At 66.5% G+C, this 14,472-nt stretch carries 18 protein-coding genes; 10 read left to right on the top strand and 8 right to left on the bottom strand.

What is annotated here, in order from left to right; all coding sequences use genetic code 11:
* Nucleotides 1-10 precede the first annotated feature (10 nt).
* The 3 genes from IE097_RS13910 to IE097_RS13900 all read right to left on the bottom strand — a co-directional run bounded on the left by IE097_RS13910 (nucleotide 11) and on the right by IE097_RS13900 (nucleotide 2,636).
* Nucleotides 11-889 carry a glucosamine kinase nucleotide-binding domain-containing protein gene (locus tag IE097_RS13910; RefSeq protein ID WP_189461458.1) on the bottom strand — a complete coding sequence of 293 codons (879 nt, stop codon included), beginning with the start codon at nucleotides 887-889 and terminating at the stop codon, nucleotides 11-13.
* Between the two features lie 255 nt (nucleotides 890-1,144).
* The gene (locus IE097_RS13905; protein WP_189461457.1) at nucleotides 1,145-1,828 is read right to left on the bottom strand and encodes a phosphoadenylyl-sulfate reductase; all 684 of its coding nucleotides are present in this window, start codon (nucleotides 1,826-1,828) and stop codon (nucleotides 1,145-1,147) included.
* A 31-nt stretch (nucleotides 1,829-1,859) separates the two neighbouring features.
* A complete protein-coding gene (locus tag IE097_RS13900; RefSeq protein WP_189461456.1) occupies nucleotides 1,860-2,636 on the bottom strand; it encodes a sulfite exporter TauE/SafE family protein in 777 nt (258 codons plus the stop codon).
* A 104-nt stretch (nucleotides 2,637-2,740) separates the two neighbouring features.
* Between IE097_RS13900 and cysB the strand changes: the two genes are divergently transcribed.
* Nucleotides 2,741-3,682, top strand: a complete 942-nt coding sequence (cysB, locus tag IE097_RS13895; RefSeq protein WP_189461455.1) for an HTH-type transcriptional regulator CysB — start codon at nucleotides 2,741-2,743, stop codon at nucleotides 3,680-3,682.
* A 79-nt stretch (nucleotides 3,683-3,761) separates the two neighbouring features.
* Here the strand turns inward: cysB and IE097_RS13890 are convergent, their stop codons facing one another.
* Complete coding sequence (locus IE097_RS13890; protein ID WP_189461454.1) at nucleotides 3,762-4,304, bottom strand: NUDIX domain-containing protein; 543 nt, start codon at nucleotides 4,302-4,304, stop codon at nucleotides 3,762-3,764.
* 203 nt (nucleotides 4,305-4,507) lie between these two features.
* Here IE097_RS13890 and IE097_RS13885 point away from each other — a divergent pair, with 203 nt between their 5' ends.
* The 4 genes from IE097_RS13885 to IE097_RS13870 all read left to right on the top strand — a co-directional run bounded on the left by IE097_RS13885 (nucleotide 4,508) and on the right by IE097_RS13870 (nucleotide 7,537).
* Nucleotides 4,508-5,047 (top strand): YfaZ family outer membrane protein, encoded by a 540-nt coding sequence (locus IE097_RS13885; RefSeq protein WP_189461453.1) that lies wholly within the window; start codon nucleotides 4,508-4,510, stop codon nucleotides 5,045-5,047.
* 115 nt (nucleotides 5,048-5,162) lie between these two features.
* Entirely contained in the window at nucleotides 5,163-6,032 is an 870-nt protein-coding gene (locus IE097_RS13880) for an ATP-binding protein (RefSeq protein ID WP_189461452.1), read from the top strand.
* An 87-nt stretch (nucleotides 6,033-6,119) separates the two neighbouring features.
* Entirely contained in the window at nucleotides 6,120-7,088 is a 969-nt protein-coding gene (locus IE097_RS13875; protein WP_189461451.1) for a Nudix family hydrolase, read from the top strand.
* Complete coding sequence (locus IE097_RS13870) at nucleotides 7,085-7,537, top strand: hypothetical protein (RefSeq protein WP_189461450.1); 453 nt, start codon at nucleotides 7,085-7,087, stop codon at nucleotides 7,535-7,537. The genes IE097_RS13875 and IE097_RS13870 overlap by 4 nt, the downstream gene beginning before the upstream one ends.
* Nucleotides 7,538-7,553: 16 nt before the next feature.
* Here the strand turns inward: IE097_RS13870 and IE097_RS13865 are convergent, their stop codons facing one another.
* Nucleotides 7,554-7,886 carry a DMT family transporter gene (locus tag IE097_RS13865; RefSeq protein WP_189461449.1) on the bottom strand — a complete coding sequence of 111 codons (333 nt, stop codon included), beginning with the start codon at nucleotides 7,884-7,886 and terminating at the stop codon, nucleotides 7,554-7,556.
* 82 nt (nucleotides 7,887-7,968) lie between these two features.
* On the opposite strand from IE097_RS13865, the gene IE097_RS13860 reads away from it, so the two are divergent.
* The 3 genes from IE097_RS13860 to IE097_RS13850 are packed head-to-tail and all read left to right on the top strand — an operon-like array spanning nucleotide 7,969 to nucleotide 9,882.
* Complete coding sequence (locus IE097_RS13860) at nucleotides 7,969-8,883, top strand: LysR family transcriptional regulator (RefSeq protein ID WP_189461448.1); 915 nt, start codon at nucleotides 7,969-7,971, stop codon at nucleotides 8,881-8,883.
* A gap of 50 nt (nucleotides 8,884-8,933) precedes the next feature.
* A complete protein-coding gene (locus tag IE097_RS13855) occupies nucleotides 8,934-9,401 on the top strand; it encodes a DUF4124 domain-containing protein (RefSeq protein WP_189461447.1) in 468 nt (155 codons plus the stop codon).
* Nucleotides 9,402-9,459: 58 nt separating this feature from the next.
* The gene (locus IE097_RS13850; RefSeq protein WP_189461446.1) at nucleotides 9,460-9,882 is read left to right on the top strand and encodes a c-type cytochrome; all 423 of its coding nucleotides are present in this window, start codon (nucleotides 9,460-9,462) and stop codon (nucleotides 9,880-9,882) included.
* On the opposite strand, the gene IE097_RS13845 is transcribed toward IE097_RS13850, so the two are convergent.
* Nucleotides 9,883-10,710, bottom strand: coding sequence for an ion transporter (locus IE097_RS13845; protein ID WP_229797594.1), 828 nt, complete (start codon nucleotides 10,708-10,710; stop codon nucleotides 9,883-9,885).
* A 163-nt stretch (nucleotides 10,711-10,873) separates the two neighbouring features.
* Here IE097_RS13845 and xth point away from each other — a divergent pair, with 163 nt between their 5' ends.
* Nucleotides 10,874-11,644 carry an exodeoxyribonuclease III gene (gene xth / locus IE097_RS13840; RefSeq protein WP_189461444.1) on the top strand — a complete coding sequence of 257 codons (771 nt, stop codon included), beginning with the start codon at nucleotides 10,874-10,876 and terminating at the stop codon, nucleotides 11,642-11,644.
* A 7-nt stretch (nucleotides 11,645-11,651) separates the two neighbouring features.
* Nucleotides 11,652-12,323: a Crp/Fnr family transcriptional regulator gene (locus tag IE097_RS13835; protein ID WP_189461443.1), complete on the top strand. Its 672-nt coding sequence runs from the start codon at nucleotides 11,652-11,654 to the stop codon at nucleotides 12,321-12,323.
* Nucleotides 12,324-12,372: 49 nt separating this feature from the next.
* On the opposite strand, the gene IE097_RS13830 is transcribed toward IE097_RS13835, so the two are convergent.
* Together IE097_RS13830 and IE097_RS13825 are read right to left on the bottom strand one after the other, a co-directional pair.
* The gene (locus IE097_RS13830; RefSeq protein WP_189461442.1) at nucleotides 12,373-13,527 is read right to left on the bottom strand and encodes an OmpA family protein; all 1,155 of its coding nucleotides are present in this window, start codon (nucleotides 13,525-13,527) and stop codon (nucleotides 12,373-12,375) included.
* A gap of 150 nt (nucleotides 13,528-13,677) precedes the next feature.
* Nucleotides 13,678-14,445: a YoaK family protein gene (locus tag IE097_RS13825; protein ID WP_189461441.1), complete on the bottom strand. Its 768-nt coding sequence runs from the start codon at nucleotides 14,443-14,445 to the stop codon at nucleotides 13,678-13,680.
* Nucleotides 14,446-14,472 lie beyond the last annotated feature (27 nt).

Below are 14,472 nucleotides of genomic sequence, written 5' to 3'. Positions count from 1 at the left end.
CTCCGGCTGATCAGACGACGGCGCGACGGATCAGGATCAGCGCACCGGCGCACGAATCGGCCTGGGGGCGCGAGGTGCTGGCAAGGAAGTCGACCGGAATGTAGGGGCGCAGCGCCTCCGACAGGCCGCCACCGCAAATGGCGATCGGCAGCGAAGCATCGTTGCGACGCAGTGCCTTGCCGATGATCTCGATTTCACGACCGGCGTCGAGCAGGAAGGCCTTGGCAACCGGATCGCGCTCGCCGAACTCGACGACGATCGGCGACAGCGACGCACACTCGCCCTGCTTCATCTTGCCCATCCAGGCAAAGATCGCCTCCTTGGTCTCGCCGACGACGCTCATCAGCTTGCGGCCGAAGTCGGTTTGCGGCTGGCGACCGTCGAAGAGACGCTGGACGTGGTTGATCGCCTTGAGGCCGAGGAATGCCCCCGAACCTTCGTCCGAGGTCGGGAACCCCCAGCCGCCGACTTCCAGGCGCGTACCGTCGGCGAGCCAGGCTTCGCCGATCGAGCCGGTGCCGATCGCGATGATCGCGCCGAACTGGCCCTTGTGGGCACCGAGCAGTGTCGAAAACCCGTCGGTCTCGACGATGATTTTCGCAAAGCCCGGGTTCTTCTGTTCGAACTCGTCCGCCCAGGCGCGGTTATGCACGCCCGACAGACCCAGACCGACCGCACAGCGCGAGAAATCCGGCGACGCGACGCCAATTGCGGCGAAACCGTCCCGGATCGCCTGCAGGATGTTGGCCCACGCCTTGTCGACGCCCTGGCCCAGCGCCGATGCGCCGGCTTCGGCCCGGACCTTTTCGATGCCGTCGAGACCGGCGATACAGATGCGCGTACCGGTGCCGCCACCATCGACGCCAATCAGATATTCAACTTGATTCATGACCCGTCCTCTTCTTCATCGTTATATTTGTTGCGCTTTAAGACCACTGGCACGGAGCTTCAATACCAGTGTCCTGCGCTTGGCTCGCCGGACCCAATCCAGACAACGACGGCATCGCGGTCGCTGCGAACCAGATTGCGCCGGGCAAGAACACCAATCTATGTGTGCCTCCCCCGCTATGTCAACGAACGCTGATGGAGCTGCGTCAACAACAACGCCCGCAGCAGCGGGCGTTGCAGGGGTACCGAAGATACCTCAGTGCCTGGCGTGCAAGCCGCACTCCTTGAACTCGGGGTTTTCCCACCACCAGCGACCGGCGCGGACATCCTCGCCCATCGCGATCGAGCGGGTACAGGGCGCACAGCCGATCGACGGGTAATGCTTGTCGTGCAGCGCGTTGTACGGCACGTTGTTGTCGCGCAGGTAGGCCCAGACGTCCTTTTCGGTCCAGTCGAGCAGCGGGTTGAATTTGTCCAGCCCGTTCGCCTCATCGAACTCCTGATGCGTCATGTCGGTCCGGGTCGGCGACTGTTCGCGCCGCAACCCGGTCACCCAGGCCTGCTTGCCCGACAGCGCCCGTGCCAGCGGTTCGAGCTTGCGGATGCGGCAGCATTCCTTGCGCAGTTCCACCGACTGGTAGAAGGCATTGATCCCGTTGGCATTGACGTAGCGCTCGACCGAGGCCGCGCTCGGAAAGAACGTCACCACCTGCGTCGCCGGATACGTTTCGGCGGTCTTCTGCATCAAATCGTAGGTTTCCGCCGGCAGCCGGCCGGTGTCGAGACTGAAGATCTCGATGCCGATGCCGTGTCTGGCGATCAGGTCGGTCAGCACCATGTCCTCGGCGCCGAACGAGTTGGCGAACACCGCCGGGCTGTATTCGGCAGCGATGCGCTCGAGCAGCGCCACGGTCACCGCCAGCTTGTCTTCGATACTCATGCGAACTCCGGATTGCGTGAATCGGTTACGGTCAAAATACCAGTTTGCTGCCGGTCACGACCAGCATCACCGCCAGCAGCGGCCGCAGCACCCGGTCCGGCACCTTGCCGGCGAGCTTGCTGCCCAGGTAGATGGCCGGCAGCGAGCCGATCAGCAGGTTGAGCAGCAGATGCCAGTCGAGGTTGCCAAGACCGGCATGGCCGAGGCCAGCGACCAGCGTCAGCGGCACGGCATGGGCGATTTCGGTACCGACCAGACGCGACGTCGGCAGCAGCGGATACAGCATGAACAGTGCCACCGTACCGAGCGCGCCGGCGCCGATCGACGTCAGCGTGACGATGACCCCCAGCAACACGCCGACGACGACGGTATAGCTGTTGCGGCGCTCGTCCGGCATCGCCAGCCAGTCGCCGGCGTGGCGTTGTGCCAGTTTCAACAGCGGCTGTTTGCAGATGATCGCCACCGCGGTCAGCAGCAGCGCGATACCCAGACCGTGCTTGATGAGCCGGTTGACCGTCTCGATGTCGCCGTGCCAGTTGTGCAACAGCAACACCGTTGCGGCCGCGGCCGGGACGCTGCCGGCGGCGAGCCAGCCGGTGATTTTCCAGTCGATGTTGCGGGCACGCTGGTGGACGAGAACGCCGCCCGACTTGGTGATCGCCGCGTAGAGCAGATCGGTGCCGACGGCCGTGGCCGGGCTGATGCCGAAGTACAGGAGGATCGGCGTCATCAGCGAGCCGCCGCCCACGCCGGTCATGCCGACGACGAAGCCGACCGCGAGCCCCGCAATGATGTAAGCCAGTTCCATACCGCGCCGTTCCTTGATTTGAAGCGCGATGATAGCAACGGCTTTTATAGCAACTTAGATTGATATGTTAGGATAATAGAATCCTCGGTTATTTGATATCCGCCATGAAACTGCAACAGCTGCGTTACCTCGTCGAAGTCGCCAAACAGGGCCTGAACGTGTCCGAAGCGGCGGAAAAGCTGCACACCTCGCAACCGGGGATTTCCAAGCAGATCCGCCTGCTCGAGGATGAACTCGGCGTGCAGATCTTCATCCGCAACGGCAAGCGCGTCGTCGACGTCACCGCGCCGGGGCGCGAGATCCTGCGCATTTCCGAACGGATGCTGATGCAGGCGCAAAACCTCAAACGCATCGGCGAGGAATTCGTCAACGTCGAGGGCGGCAGCCTGACCATTGCGACGACGCACACGCAGGCGCGCTACGCGCTGCCGAAAACGATCAAGGCCTTCCTGTCGCGCTATCCGAAGGTGCGGCTGTCGATCAAGCAGGGCAGTCCGACACAGATCAGCGAGATGGTCGTCGACGGCGAGGCCGACATCGCCATCGCCACCGAAGGCATCGATCATTATCCGGAACTGGCGATGCTCGACTGCTACGACTGGAACCGCGACATCGTCGTGCCGCAGGACCACCCCCTCACCGGGCTGACCCGGCCGCTGACGCTCGCCGACGTCGCCGCCTACCCGCTGATCACCTACGACTTCGCCTTCACCGGCCGCAACAAGATCAACAGCGCGTTCGAGGCGGCCGGGCTTGCTCCCAATGTCGTGCTCACCGCGATCGACACCGACGTGATCAAGACCTACGTGTCGCTCGGTCTCGGCGTCGGCATCATCGCGGCAATGGCGTTCGAACCCGATCGCGATCACGGTCTGGTCGCGATCGATGCCGGCCACCTGTTCGAATCGTCGACGACGCGGATCGGCGTGCGTCGCGACGCCTATCTGCGCGGCTACGCCTTCGATTTCATTTCGCTGTTTGCACCGCAACTCTCGCGCGAGATCGTCCAGGGCGCGCTGATGTGCGAGATCGACGACGGCGAATGAGCCGGCCGCGTCAGACGCCCGCACGAGAAAACGGCCCCGCTTTCGAGCGGGGCCGTTTCATTCCGGACACCGGACGGGCTCAGAGTGTCTGCTGTGCCCAGAAGATGCCGGCCACGGTCTTGGCGTCGGTGATGCTGCCGTCGAGCACCCCGGCGACCAGTGTCGACAGTGGTATCGCAACGGTTTCGACGAACTCGCCTTCGTCGAGCTTCGCCTCGCCGGCAGTCAGGTCGCGTGCGAGAAAGAGATGGATTTCCTCGGTCGCATAGCTGATCACCGGGTGCGTCACGCCGAGGTAATCCCAACGTGTGGCGGTGTAGCCGGTTTCCTCCTCGAGTTCGCGCTGCGCGCAGGTCAGCAGCGCCTCGCCGGCATCGAGCTTGCCGGCCGGAAACTCGACGAACACCCGGCCCAGCGGATAGCGGAACTGCCGCTCCATCAGCAGGCGACCGTCCGGCAGGACCGGGATGACCATCACCGCGCCCGGGTGCACCACGTACTCGCGCACCGCCTCGGCGCCGTCCGGCAGGCGCACGCGATCGCGGTTGATATGCAACAGTGCGCCGTCGTAGACACGCTCACCGTCGATGCGGGTTTCGACCAAATGCGAATCATCTTGCATGCGCAGGTTTCCATGCTGAGGGCGGAAAACCGCAGTGTAGCGCCGATCCGCGTCGTTCCGGTGACAGCGCCGGCGAGCTAGCCAGCCGGGAAGCCGGCTCCAAGCGCAAATAATCACACCGCACAAGCACCGCGCGTGCGTTTATGCTCGACGGCATATCAAAAAAGCCGGCCGTCAGTGCCGGTCACCCACAGGACAGACACATGATCCACGCCAAAAAATTGTTCCTCGCCGCCCTGCTGGCGATTTCGGCCACCGCAGCGCAAGCCATCGAAGCGACGGCGAGCGCCGGCGACGATTACCAGCACATCGACGGCAATGCCTCGCTGCTCGGCATCGACTTCTCGGCCGACTGGACCCACAACGACCACAAGGGCGAAGTCGCCGGTGTCGGCCTCGGCATCAAGCTGCCGGTTCCCGTCGTCGACGCCGCGCTGGGCGTCAAGGCAGTCTATCTGTCGCCGAACGACATGGACACCGAATACGCCGGTGCCCTCGGCGGCCGCCTGACCATTCCGCTCGGCGAGCATTTCGCCGCCTACGGCAGTGCCTATTACGCACCGGACGGCTTTGCCAGCGGCAACGTCAAGAATTTCACCGACGCCGCGATCGGCGTGCGCTGGAACGTGATCAAGCCGCTGTCGATCGACGTCGGTTACCGTTACACCGCCATCGACCGCGACAACGGCGACAAGATCAGCATCGCCGACGGCATCTATGGCGGTCTGGGCGTGCGCTTCTGATCCGGACGCACGACGACCGTTACACAAAAGGGGCCGTGCGCCCCTTTTTCTGTATCTGCGCGCCGGCCGCAGCGCCGGGTAAGATGGCTGCCCGCCCTCTCCGCCCGGAACGACGATGAACGAGACTTGGCTTTCTCCGCTGCTTGATCTGCTTGCCCGTGGCGAGCGCCTGCTGGACGAATACGAGCGCCGGATGCCGGCGTTGCCGCCGGTCAACGACTGGCAGGCACAGGCCTATCGCTGGCGCAGCTTCGACCAGCGCGTTGCGCTGCAGCCGGTGCTGCATCCGCACACGATCACGCTGGCCTCGCTGTGCAACATCGACCGGCAGAAGGAACTGCTCGTCGCCAACACCCGCCAGTTCGTCGAAGGCCGGCTCGCCAACAACGTCCTGCTGACCGGCTCGCGCGGCTGCGGCAAGAGTTCGCTGGTCAAGGCGGCGTGGAACGAATTCAAGGCGCAGGGCCTGCGGCTGATCGAGGTCGAAAAGACCCACCTGACCGACCTGCCCGACATCGTCGAACAGGTTGCCGGCCGGCCCGAGCGCTTCATCCTGTTCTGCGACGACCTCAGCTTCGAGGAAGGCGACTGGGGCTATCAGGCGCTGAAGACGGCGCTCGACGGCTCGATCGCCGCGCCGAGCGCCAACGTGCTGATCTATGCCACGTCGAACCGCCGCCATCTGGTGCCGGAGTATTTCAGCGAAAATGCCCAGACGCGTTACGAAGGCGGCGAGATCCACTTTGCCGAAGCGATCGAGGAAAAGGTCGCGCTGTCGGAGCGCTTCGGCCTGTGGCTGTCGTTCTACGGTTTCGACCAGAACGACTACCTGAACGCCTGCAGGCTGTGGCTGGGCAACTTCGGCATCGCCGAATGGCATGACGAGACCGAGCGCGCAGCGCTGCAATGGGCGCAGGGGCGCGGTTCGCGCAGCGGCCGCGTCGCCTGGCAGTTCGCCCGCGACTGGGTCGGCAAGGCCGGCTGACGCGCCCCGCAGGCAGGTATGAATGCCGCCGTGCCGTCAGCGCCGGCACGGTACAATCGCGACCTTCCTTTCCTGCCCGCTTCCGCCATGACCGCACCGCGCATCACCCACGTCGCCGCCGGCATCCTGCTCCGCCCGGACGGCACTTTCCTGCTCGGCAGCCGCCCCGCCGGCAAGCCGTACGCCGGCTACTGGGAGTTCCCCGGCGGCAAGCTCGAAGCCGGTGAAACCGGGCTGGACGCGTTGAAGCGCGAGCTGCACGAGGAAATGGGCATCACCGTCACCGCGGCCACGCCCTGGCTGGTGCAGACCTTCACCTATCCGCACGCCACGGTGCGGCTGCAGTTCTTCCGCGTCACCGGCTGGGACGGCGAACCGCAACCGCACGAGGGCCAGTCGTTCGCGTGGCAGACGCCCGGCGCGCTGAACGTGTCGCCGATCCTGCCGGCCAACGGCCCGATCCTGCGCGGACTGGCACTGCCGCCGGTGCTGGCGCTGTCGAATGCGGCCGGCCTCGGCATCGACGCCTGGCTGGCACGGCTCGACCAGCGTCTGGCCCGTCCGCCCGGACAGGGCGGCCTGCGCTGGCTGGTGCTGCGCGAACCGCAACTCGCCGCCGACGACTACCGCGCGCTGGCGACCGGGGTACTGGACCGCTGCCGCCCCCACGGTTGCCGCGTGCTCCTGCACGGCGATCTCGCGCTGGCGCAGCAACTCGGCGCCGACGGCGTGCATCTGCCGGCACGGACCGCCGCCGCACTGTTACGCCGCCCCCGCGGCATCGACTGGCTCGGTGTTTCGACCCACGATGCGGCCGAACTCGCCGTCGCCCAGCGCGTCGGCGCCGACTATGCCCTGCTCGGCCACGTCGCCGAGACCGCGTCCCACCCCGGCCAGCCCGCATTGGGCTGGGACGGTTTCGCCGCCCTGACCATGGCCGGCTGGCCCTTCCCGGTCTACGCAATCGGCGGCATGGGCGACGATGACATCGCGACCGCACAGGCCCACGGCGGCCACGGCGTTGCCCAACTCTCGGCAGCCTGGAGCCGCGCATGAAAGACAAGATGCTGAAACGCGCGCTGCTGCGCGTCGGTGCGGTGCTGCTGATCGCCTTCGGCGCGGCGTGGCACTACGGCTGGGTCCACCCGCAATACTGGTTCCGCGATTACCAGGTCAACACCATCGTCACCCAGCAGTGCGACGATCTGGTTGCCGGTTGCCGCTTCCGGCTGGAAAACCACGACTACGTGCTGAAGAGCCGCGGGCCGGTCACCACCAAGGCGCCGGTCGAGCTGGTGCTGAGCGGCAAGGCCGACAAGGTCGGCGCCGAATGGGCCATGGCCGGCATGGACATGGGCAGCGCCCGCTATGCGCTGCAGCGTGACGGCGAAAGCTGGCAGGCGTCGACGATCCTGCCGGTCTGCAGTCAGAAGCGGCAGGACTGGCAGCTGACGCTGGACATCGACCGCAACCGCATCGTGCTGCTGACCCGCTCCCGGCCGTGATCCGGCCGCGGCCGGATCAGTGGCCGTTGAGGCGTGAAAACAGCTGGATCACCGCAACGCCGGCGACGATCAGCGCCATGCCGAGCCATGCCGCCGGATCGGGCACCTGCCGGTACATCACGCTGGCCACCAGCGTCACCAGCACGATGCCGGCACCGCACCAGATCGCGTAGGCCACACCGACCGGTACCGTTTTCATCACCTGCATCAGCAGGTAGAAGGCACTCGCGTAACCGAACACGACCAGCACGCTCGGCACCAGCCGGCTGAAACCCTCGGATGCCTTCAGGCTGCTGGTTGCGATCACCTCTGCGACGATGGCCAGTCCGAGCATCAGATATGCATTCATCTCAATGTCTCCTTCGAATGCGCCGCATCCTGACCCGAAAAGCCGATGGCACCAAGTTGGAAACCATCTGATAATCGGATGGATGAACTGGACCCACGACCAACTCGCCACCTTCGTTGCCGCCGTCGATGCCGGCTCGTTTTCGGCCGCCGCACGCCGGCTCGGCCGGGCGCAATCGGCGGTCAGCAGCGCGATCGCCCTGCTCGAAGCCAGCCTCGGCGTCACGCTGTTCGACCGCAGCGCCCGCACGCCGGTGCTGACCGACGCCGGACGCGTGCTGCTCGACGAAGCCCGCGAACTGCTGCGCCAGCGCGAGCACTTCGAAAACCGCGCCTTTGCGCTCGGCAGCCAGGCGCCCGGGCAGATCACCCTCGCGCTCGACGAGGGACTGCCTTACCTGCCCGCGATGCAGCTGCTCGCCGATTTTGCCGGGGCCTATCCGCAACTCGCCGTCACCGTGCTCAACTGTTCGGCCGCCGAGATTGCCGAATGGGTCGCCGACGGCCAGGTCGACGCCGGGCTCTCGTTCCGTCGTCACGCCGACGACGCCGCAATCGAGTCCGAATCGGTCGGCGCCGTGCCACGGGTCATCGTCACCGGCGTGACGCATCCGCTCGCGACCGGCGAGCCGGTCAGCCGCAGCACGCTGGCCCGGCACCGACAGCTGATCGTCACGCCGCGCACCGGCAACGACGACGGCGACGAGCGCCTCAGTCCGCAGGTCTGGTATTCGGACAGCCTGTACGCGGTCGCCGAACTGGCCGCCCTCGGCGTCGGCTGGGCGGTGGTGCCGCGCAACGTCGCCCGCTACCCGACCCTGGCCGGCCGGCTGGTCGAACTCGCCGGCAACGACGTCGCATTCAGCGCACTCGAAGTCCGGCTGTGCTGGCGCACCGGTCGCGGCAGCTGGCCGATTCTCGGCTGGCTGCGCCGCTATCTGGCACGGGCGGTGTTCGCCGGTGACGATGTGCCACCACAACCGGTGCCCGGCGCGTGACGCTGGCGAGCGGTTTTGAAACAATGCAGTCTTTACCCACGCGCACAGCCATGCTCCGCCTGCCCGTCGTCCTCGCCGCCCTGCTGCTGTCGCTGCCCACCCTCGCCAAGATCTACCAGTGGCGCGACGCCGACGGCCAGGTCCATTACAGCGACCAGCCACCGGCCGGCCAGACCAGCCGCGAACGGACGATCCGCCCGAATGTGGTCGGCGCCGGCAAGCCGGCGACGGCAAGCGGTCCGCAAGCCAGGGCCGCCAGCGTGGTGCTGTATACCAACCCGCAATGCGGCACGACGTGTGCGGAAGCCGTGATGCTGCTCGACGCCCGCGGCGTCGACTACGAAGTGCGCAACCCGGCCAGTTCCGAGGCCCAGCTGCTCGCGTTCTACCAGGCCACCGGTCAGACACAGCTGATTCCGCCGGTCCTGCAGATCGGCAGCGAAGTCTTCCGCATCTGGGACCCGCAGCTGTGGTCCGCGGCACTGACCAAGGCCGGTTATGCACCGGCCAAGCGCTGAACCGTCAACCGGCCGCCGCGGCCGGCGTTGTAATGTCATTCCCCCTGCGATGTCCCCGATGAAACGCCTGATCCTGTTGTGCTGTACCGCCGCCCTGCTCGCCGGCTGTTCGAAAACCGACCCCCATTCGCCGAGTGCGATTCGCCAGACCATTTTCAAGGACATGCTGCGGACCAGCGAAACGCTCGGCGGCATGGTCCGCGGTCGCAGCAGTTATGATCCGGCCGCGTTCCAGAGCGGCGCGCTCAAGCTGAAGACGCTGGCTTCGGCACCGTGGACGCATTTCCCCGAGTTCGACGCCAGCGGCCCCAGTCACGCCAGCGCGGGGCAATTCAACGCAGCCGCGCGGAAACTCGAGGCCGCGACCACCGAACTGGCCGCCCGGACCGGCCCGGCCGCGACGATGGCCGACATCCGGCCGCGCTTTGCCGCGGTCGAGGAGTCGTGCGCGGCCTGCCACCGGCAGTTCCGCCCGGAGTAATCAATCCGGCAGACGCTGCCCGCAGCGGCGGCAAAACAGCGCATCACCGTCGTGACCGGCCGCGTTGCAGGCCGGACAGCGCCGCCGGGCTTCGTCGTCGCGCACGCGGGCAAACTCGGCGGTCACGATCCCGGTCGGAACGGCGAGGATGCCGTACCCCATCAGCGTCACCACGGCCGCCAGTGCCTGGCCCAGACCGGTTTTCGGTGTCAGGTCGCCGTAGCCCAGCGTCGTCAGCGTGACGATCGCCCAGTAGATGCCGCGCGGAATCGACGTGAAGCCGTTGGCCTCGCCCTCGATCACGTACATCAGCGTCCCGAGCACCACGGCCATCATCAGCATCACGTAGATGAACAGCGTGATCTTGCGCCGGCTGGCTGCCAGCGCCTGGGTGATCGAACTGCCCGCGTTGAGGAAACCCGCGAGCTTGAGTACCCGGAACACCCGCAACAGCCGCAGCACGCGGATGTCGCTGAGGTAATAGATGCTTTGCGGCAGCAGCAGCCCCAGATAGGTCGGCAGGATGGACAGCAGGTCGATCACGCCGAGCGGACTGAGCACGTAGCGCCACGGCCGCTCGACGCAGGCGACGCGCAACAGGTATTCGACGGTGAACAGCAGCGTGAAGCCCCATTCCAGCGTCGTGAGCAGGTCGCCCCATTGCGCCCGGATGCCGGCGACGCTGTCGAGCATGACCGTCAGCACCGACGCAACGATCGCGAGCAGCAGGCAGAGGTCGAAGGCACGGCCGGCCGGCGTGTCGTGTTCGAAAATCACCGTATGACACGTGTGCCGCCAGCCGCTGGCGGGTTTGAGTGGGATCGGCACTGCGGACATCGTGAACCGGATGGCACTGACAAAAGGCCAGTCTAGCCTTTCGGCGCCGGCGCCGACCCCGATCAGGTCAAGCCCGGGACAGTGACACCGGCAGCACCGTGCGGCGGGCCTGATAGAATCAGTCCATTCCCAATCTTCATTGTGCGACCCGCCCATGCAATTTGCCACCTGGAACGTCAACAGCCTCAAGGTCCGCCTGCCGCAGGTGCTCGAATGGCTGCAGAGTCGCCCCGAGCTGACGGCGCTCGCACTGCAGGAAACCAAGCTCGAGGACCACAACTTTCCGCAGGCCGACATCGAAGCCGCCGGTTTCCACGTCGTCTACGCCGGGCAGAAAACCTATAACGGCGTCGCCATCATCAGCCGCCTGCCGATCGACGACGTCGTCGTCAACATTCCCGGCTTCGACGATCCGCAGAAGCGCGTGATCACCGGCACCATCGGTGGCGTGCGCCTCGTCTGCGCCTACATCCCGAACGGTCAGGCGCTCGACTCGGACAAATATCCGTACAAGCTCGGCTGGCTCGAAGCGCTGATCACCTGGCTCAAGGACGAACTGGCGCAGCACCCGCAACTGATCCTCGCCGGCGACTACAACATCGCGCCGGAAGACCGCGACGTGCACGACATCAGGAAATGGGAAGGCGGCGTGCTGGTCTCGCCGCCCGAGCGCGAGGCCTTCACCACGCTGATCGGTCTGGGTCTCGCCGACGCGTTCCGCGCGTTCGAACAACCGGACAAGTCGTTCTCGTGGTGGGATTACCGCGGTTTCAGCTTCAAGAAGAACGCCGGCCTGCGCATCGACCATCTGCTGATCACGCCGGCGCTGTCGCAAAAGCTGACCGCGTGCGAGATCGACCGCGAGCCGCGCAAGGCCGAGCGCCCTTCCGATCACACCCCGGTGATCGCCACTTTCTCCGCCTGAGGACGATATGGACAAGGTCAAACTGCTATCGGGCAGCAGCCTGTTTTGCGAACTCGACAGCGACGAGCTCGCCGGCCTCGCCGCGCATGCCCAGCCCCGCAGCGTGCGTGCCAAGGAAATCGTCGTTGCCCAGGGCGCGACCGGCGACGCGATGTACGCGGTGCTGCACGGCCGGCTCAAGGTACTGCGCACCAGCGACGAAGGCCGCGAAGCCACGCTGGCGATCCTCGAAGCCGGCGAAGTCTTCGGCGAAGTCGCCATGCTCGACGGCGGGCCACGAACCGCGAGCGTCGAAGCGCTCGAACCGTGCGAGCTGCTGGTCCTGCGCCGCGATGCGGTGATGCAGCACCTCGAATCGCACCCGAAGGTGATGCGGCAGCTGATTGCCGCGCTGTGCCAGCGGCTGCGCGGTGCCGACGAACTGCTGCAGGACACGCTGTTCCTGCCGCTGCCGCAGCGACTGGCCAAGACACTGCGGCAGCTTGGCGAACAGCACGGCGCGCAGGACGCCGGCGGCGTGCTGATCGACCTGAAGCTCACACAGCAGGAAATCGCCAATCTCGTCGGCGCCAGCCGCGAGAGCGTCAACAAGCAGCTGAATGCCTGGGTCGACGACGGGCTGATCGCGCTCGAAGGCGGCTACGTCCGGCTGATCGCGCCGGAACACCTGCCGCGCTGACCGGCAGACCCGAGCGGACCCGCGGGTCCGCTTTTTCCTGCGCTGCGCCTCAGCTGGCGACGTATTCGATCCGCCGGTTCTGGCGCCGGCCGTCCTCGCTGCCGTTGTCGGCGACCGGCCGGCTGTCGCCGTAGCCGACCGCCGTCAGCGCATCGGGTGCCACCCCCTTGCCGATCAGGTAGTCGCGCACCGCCGCGGCCCTTTGCTCCGACAGCGCCTTGTTGTGCGCCGCATCGCCGACGTTGTCGGTATGCCCGGCAATCTCGCCGTGCTTGCCGCTGGCCTTCAGTTCCTCGGCCAGCTTGTCGAGCGCGGCGTGGTACTGCGGTTCGATCGCGGCGCTGTCGGTCGCGAACTGCACGTCGACCTGGATGCCGGCCAGCTTGAACAGCGCCGGAGCGCTCGCCGCCACCGACGCCGCAGGCGCCTTGACATCGACCTCGGGTACCACCGGCGCCTTGGGTGCACTGCAGAACTTCAGGCCAAGGAAAGCGAGGATCGCCAGCGGTACCACCCACCACAACCAGCGCGGCAGACCGGACCTCACCGCCGTTTCGGCCGATTCGACCGCGCTGCCTAGCTGCCGCTTCGCCTCACCCGCGGCCTCGCTGGCCGCACCGATGGCAGTGCCCGCGTGCGAGCTCAGCCCCCCGAACAGGCTGGCCAGGCTGCCGACGCCGAGCGCCTGCAGCAGGTGGCCGTCGAGCAGCTTGGCCAGCCAGCCCTGCTGTTCGGTCAGCAGGCCGACAAAGCTGCCATAGCCGCCATCCGGTCCAAGCCTGCCCTTGATCAGCGACAGCAGCATCGGTGCGCCCAGCGCCAGCAGCGTGCCGGCCGACTCGGTCGGCACACCGGCCTTGCCGGCCACCGCAGCGGCCACCTGACCGGACTGACCGCCCAGGATCACCGGCAGCAGCGCCCGGCCCCGCTCGACCAGTCCGCCCAGCACGTTCGAATCGCCCGCCTGCACGGCCGGACTGTCGAGCACACCGGCGTCGACATCCGGGCCCGAAATCAGCGAGAACAGTCCGCGGGCAGCCTGCGGATCTCCGGCCTGCTTGACGAGGCCGGCCACCAGCGCTGGCAGGGTTTGCGCTGCGGCCGCACTCGCCGTTCCGGTGTCCATGCCCAGCTTCTTGCCCGCGAATTCGGCCAGCACCGGCCCCGCCGCGCCCTGCAGCGCTTCGATCAGATTGAACGCCATGGTGTTGCCTCCGTGCATGATGGGGAGACCCTCGCTCCCCCTTGCATCGCGAAGGCGGACCCGCAGGTCCAGTCCCCATTCAGGAAGGCACACCAAGAAAAATTCAAGCAGATCAGGCAGATAAAGCCGGACGAGCGGAGATTGCTCCGCTCAGCGGCGTCCGTAGCGCAACCGCAGCAGCCGGGTGCGAACCTGCACGTCCTCCCACACCGGCATGACTGCCAGCAGCAGCAGGAACAGCGCCAGCGGCACCGTGGCGACGAAGCCGACACGCTGGAACGCCCATGCGCCAGCCACGCCGCCGGCCAGAAACAGGACCAGCAAACCCAGGTTCAGCGCCAGCAGCGTGCGGTCGGCGACCACCCTCGGCAGGTCCGGGCTGTCGTGCCGGTTCCAGTACAGCAGCCGGCCGAGTTCGATGCCGATATCGGTCACGAGACCGGTCACATGAGTCGTGCGGATGCGCTTGCTCGAGAGCTTCGTGACGATGGCGTTCTGCAAGCCCATCAGGTAGCACAGCCACATCACCGTAAACGGCAGGAAAAAGCCGGCGTAGCGGCTCAGCCAGCCGCCGAGCAGGCCGAAGCCGAGCATCAGCACCGCTTCGACCAGCAACGACAGCGCATACTCGCTGTGCATGCGCCGCCGCCGAGCCCAGTTGATCAGCAGCGACGAGGTGGCCGCGCCTGCGGTAAAACAGACAAAGGCGCCCAGCCCGGCCAGCACCAGCCTGAGGTTGCCGAGGACGAACTGGTCGGCCATGGCCGAGACGATGCCGGACATGTGCGAGGTGTACTGGCCGACGGCGAGAAAACCGCCGGCATTGGCGGCGCCGGCAACGAAGGCCAGCGACAGGCCGAGGCGCTGGTCGGCGGCGAGCGTGCGCTCCCGCCCGACCAGTGCATGCATCCATTTCATCGCGCGCTCCCGTCCGACCACATCCGT

Origin of the sequence: Jeongeupia chitinilytica (genome assembly GCF_014652315.1) — a bacterium.
Lineage (GTDB): Bacteria > Pseudomonadota > Gammaproteobacteria > Burkholderiales > Chitinibacteraceae > Jeongeupia > Jeongeupia chitinilytica.
Note: the sequence above shows the minus strand (reverse complement) of the source record. Positions and strands in the feature narration are given on the sequence as shown.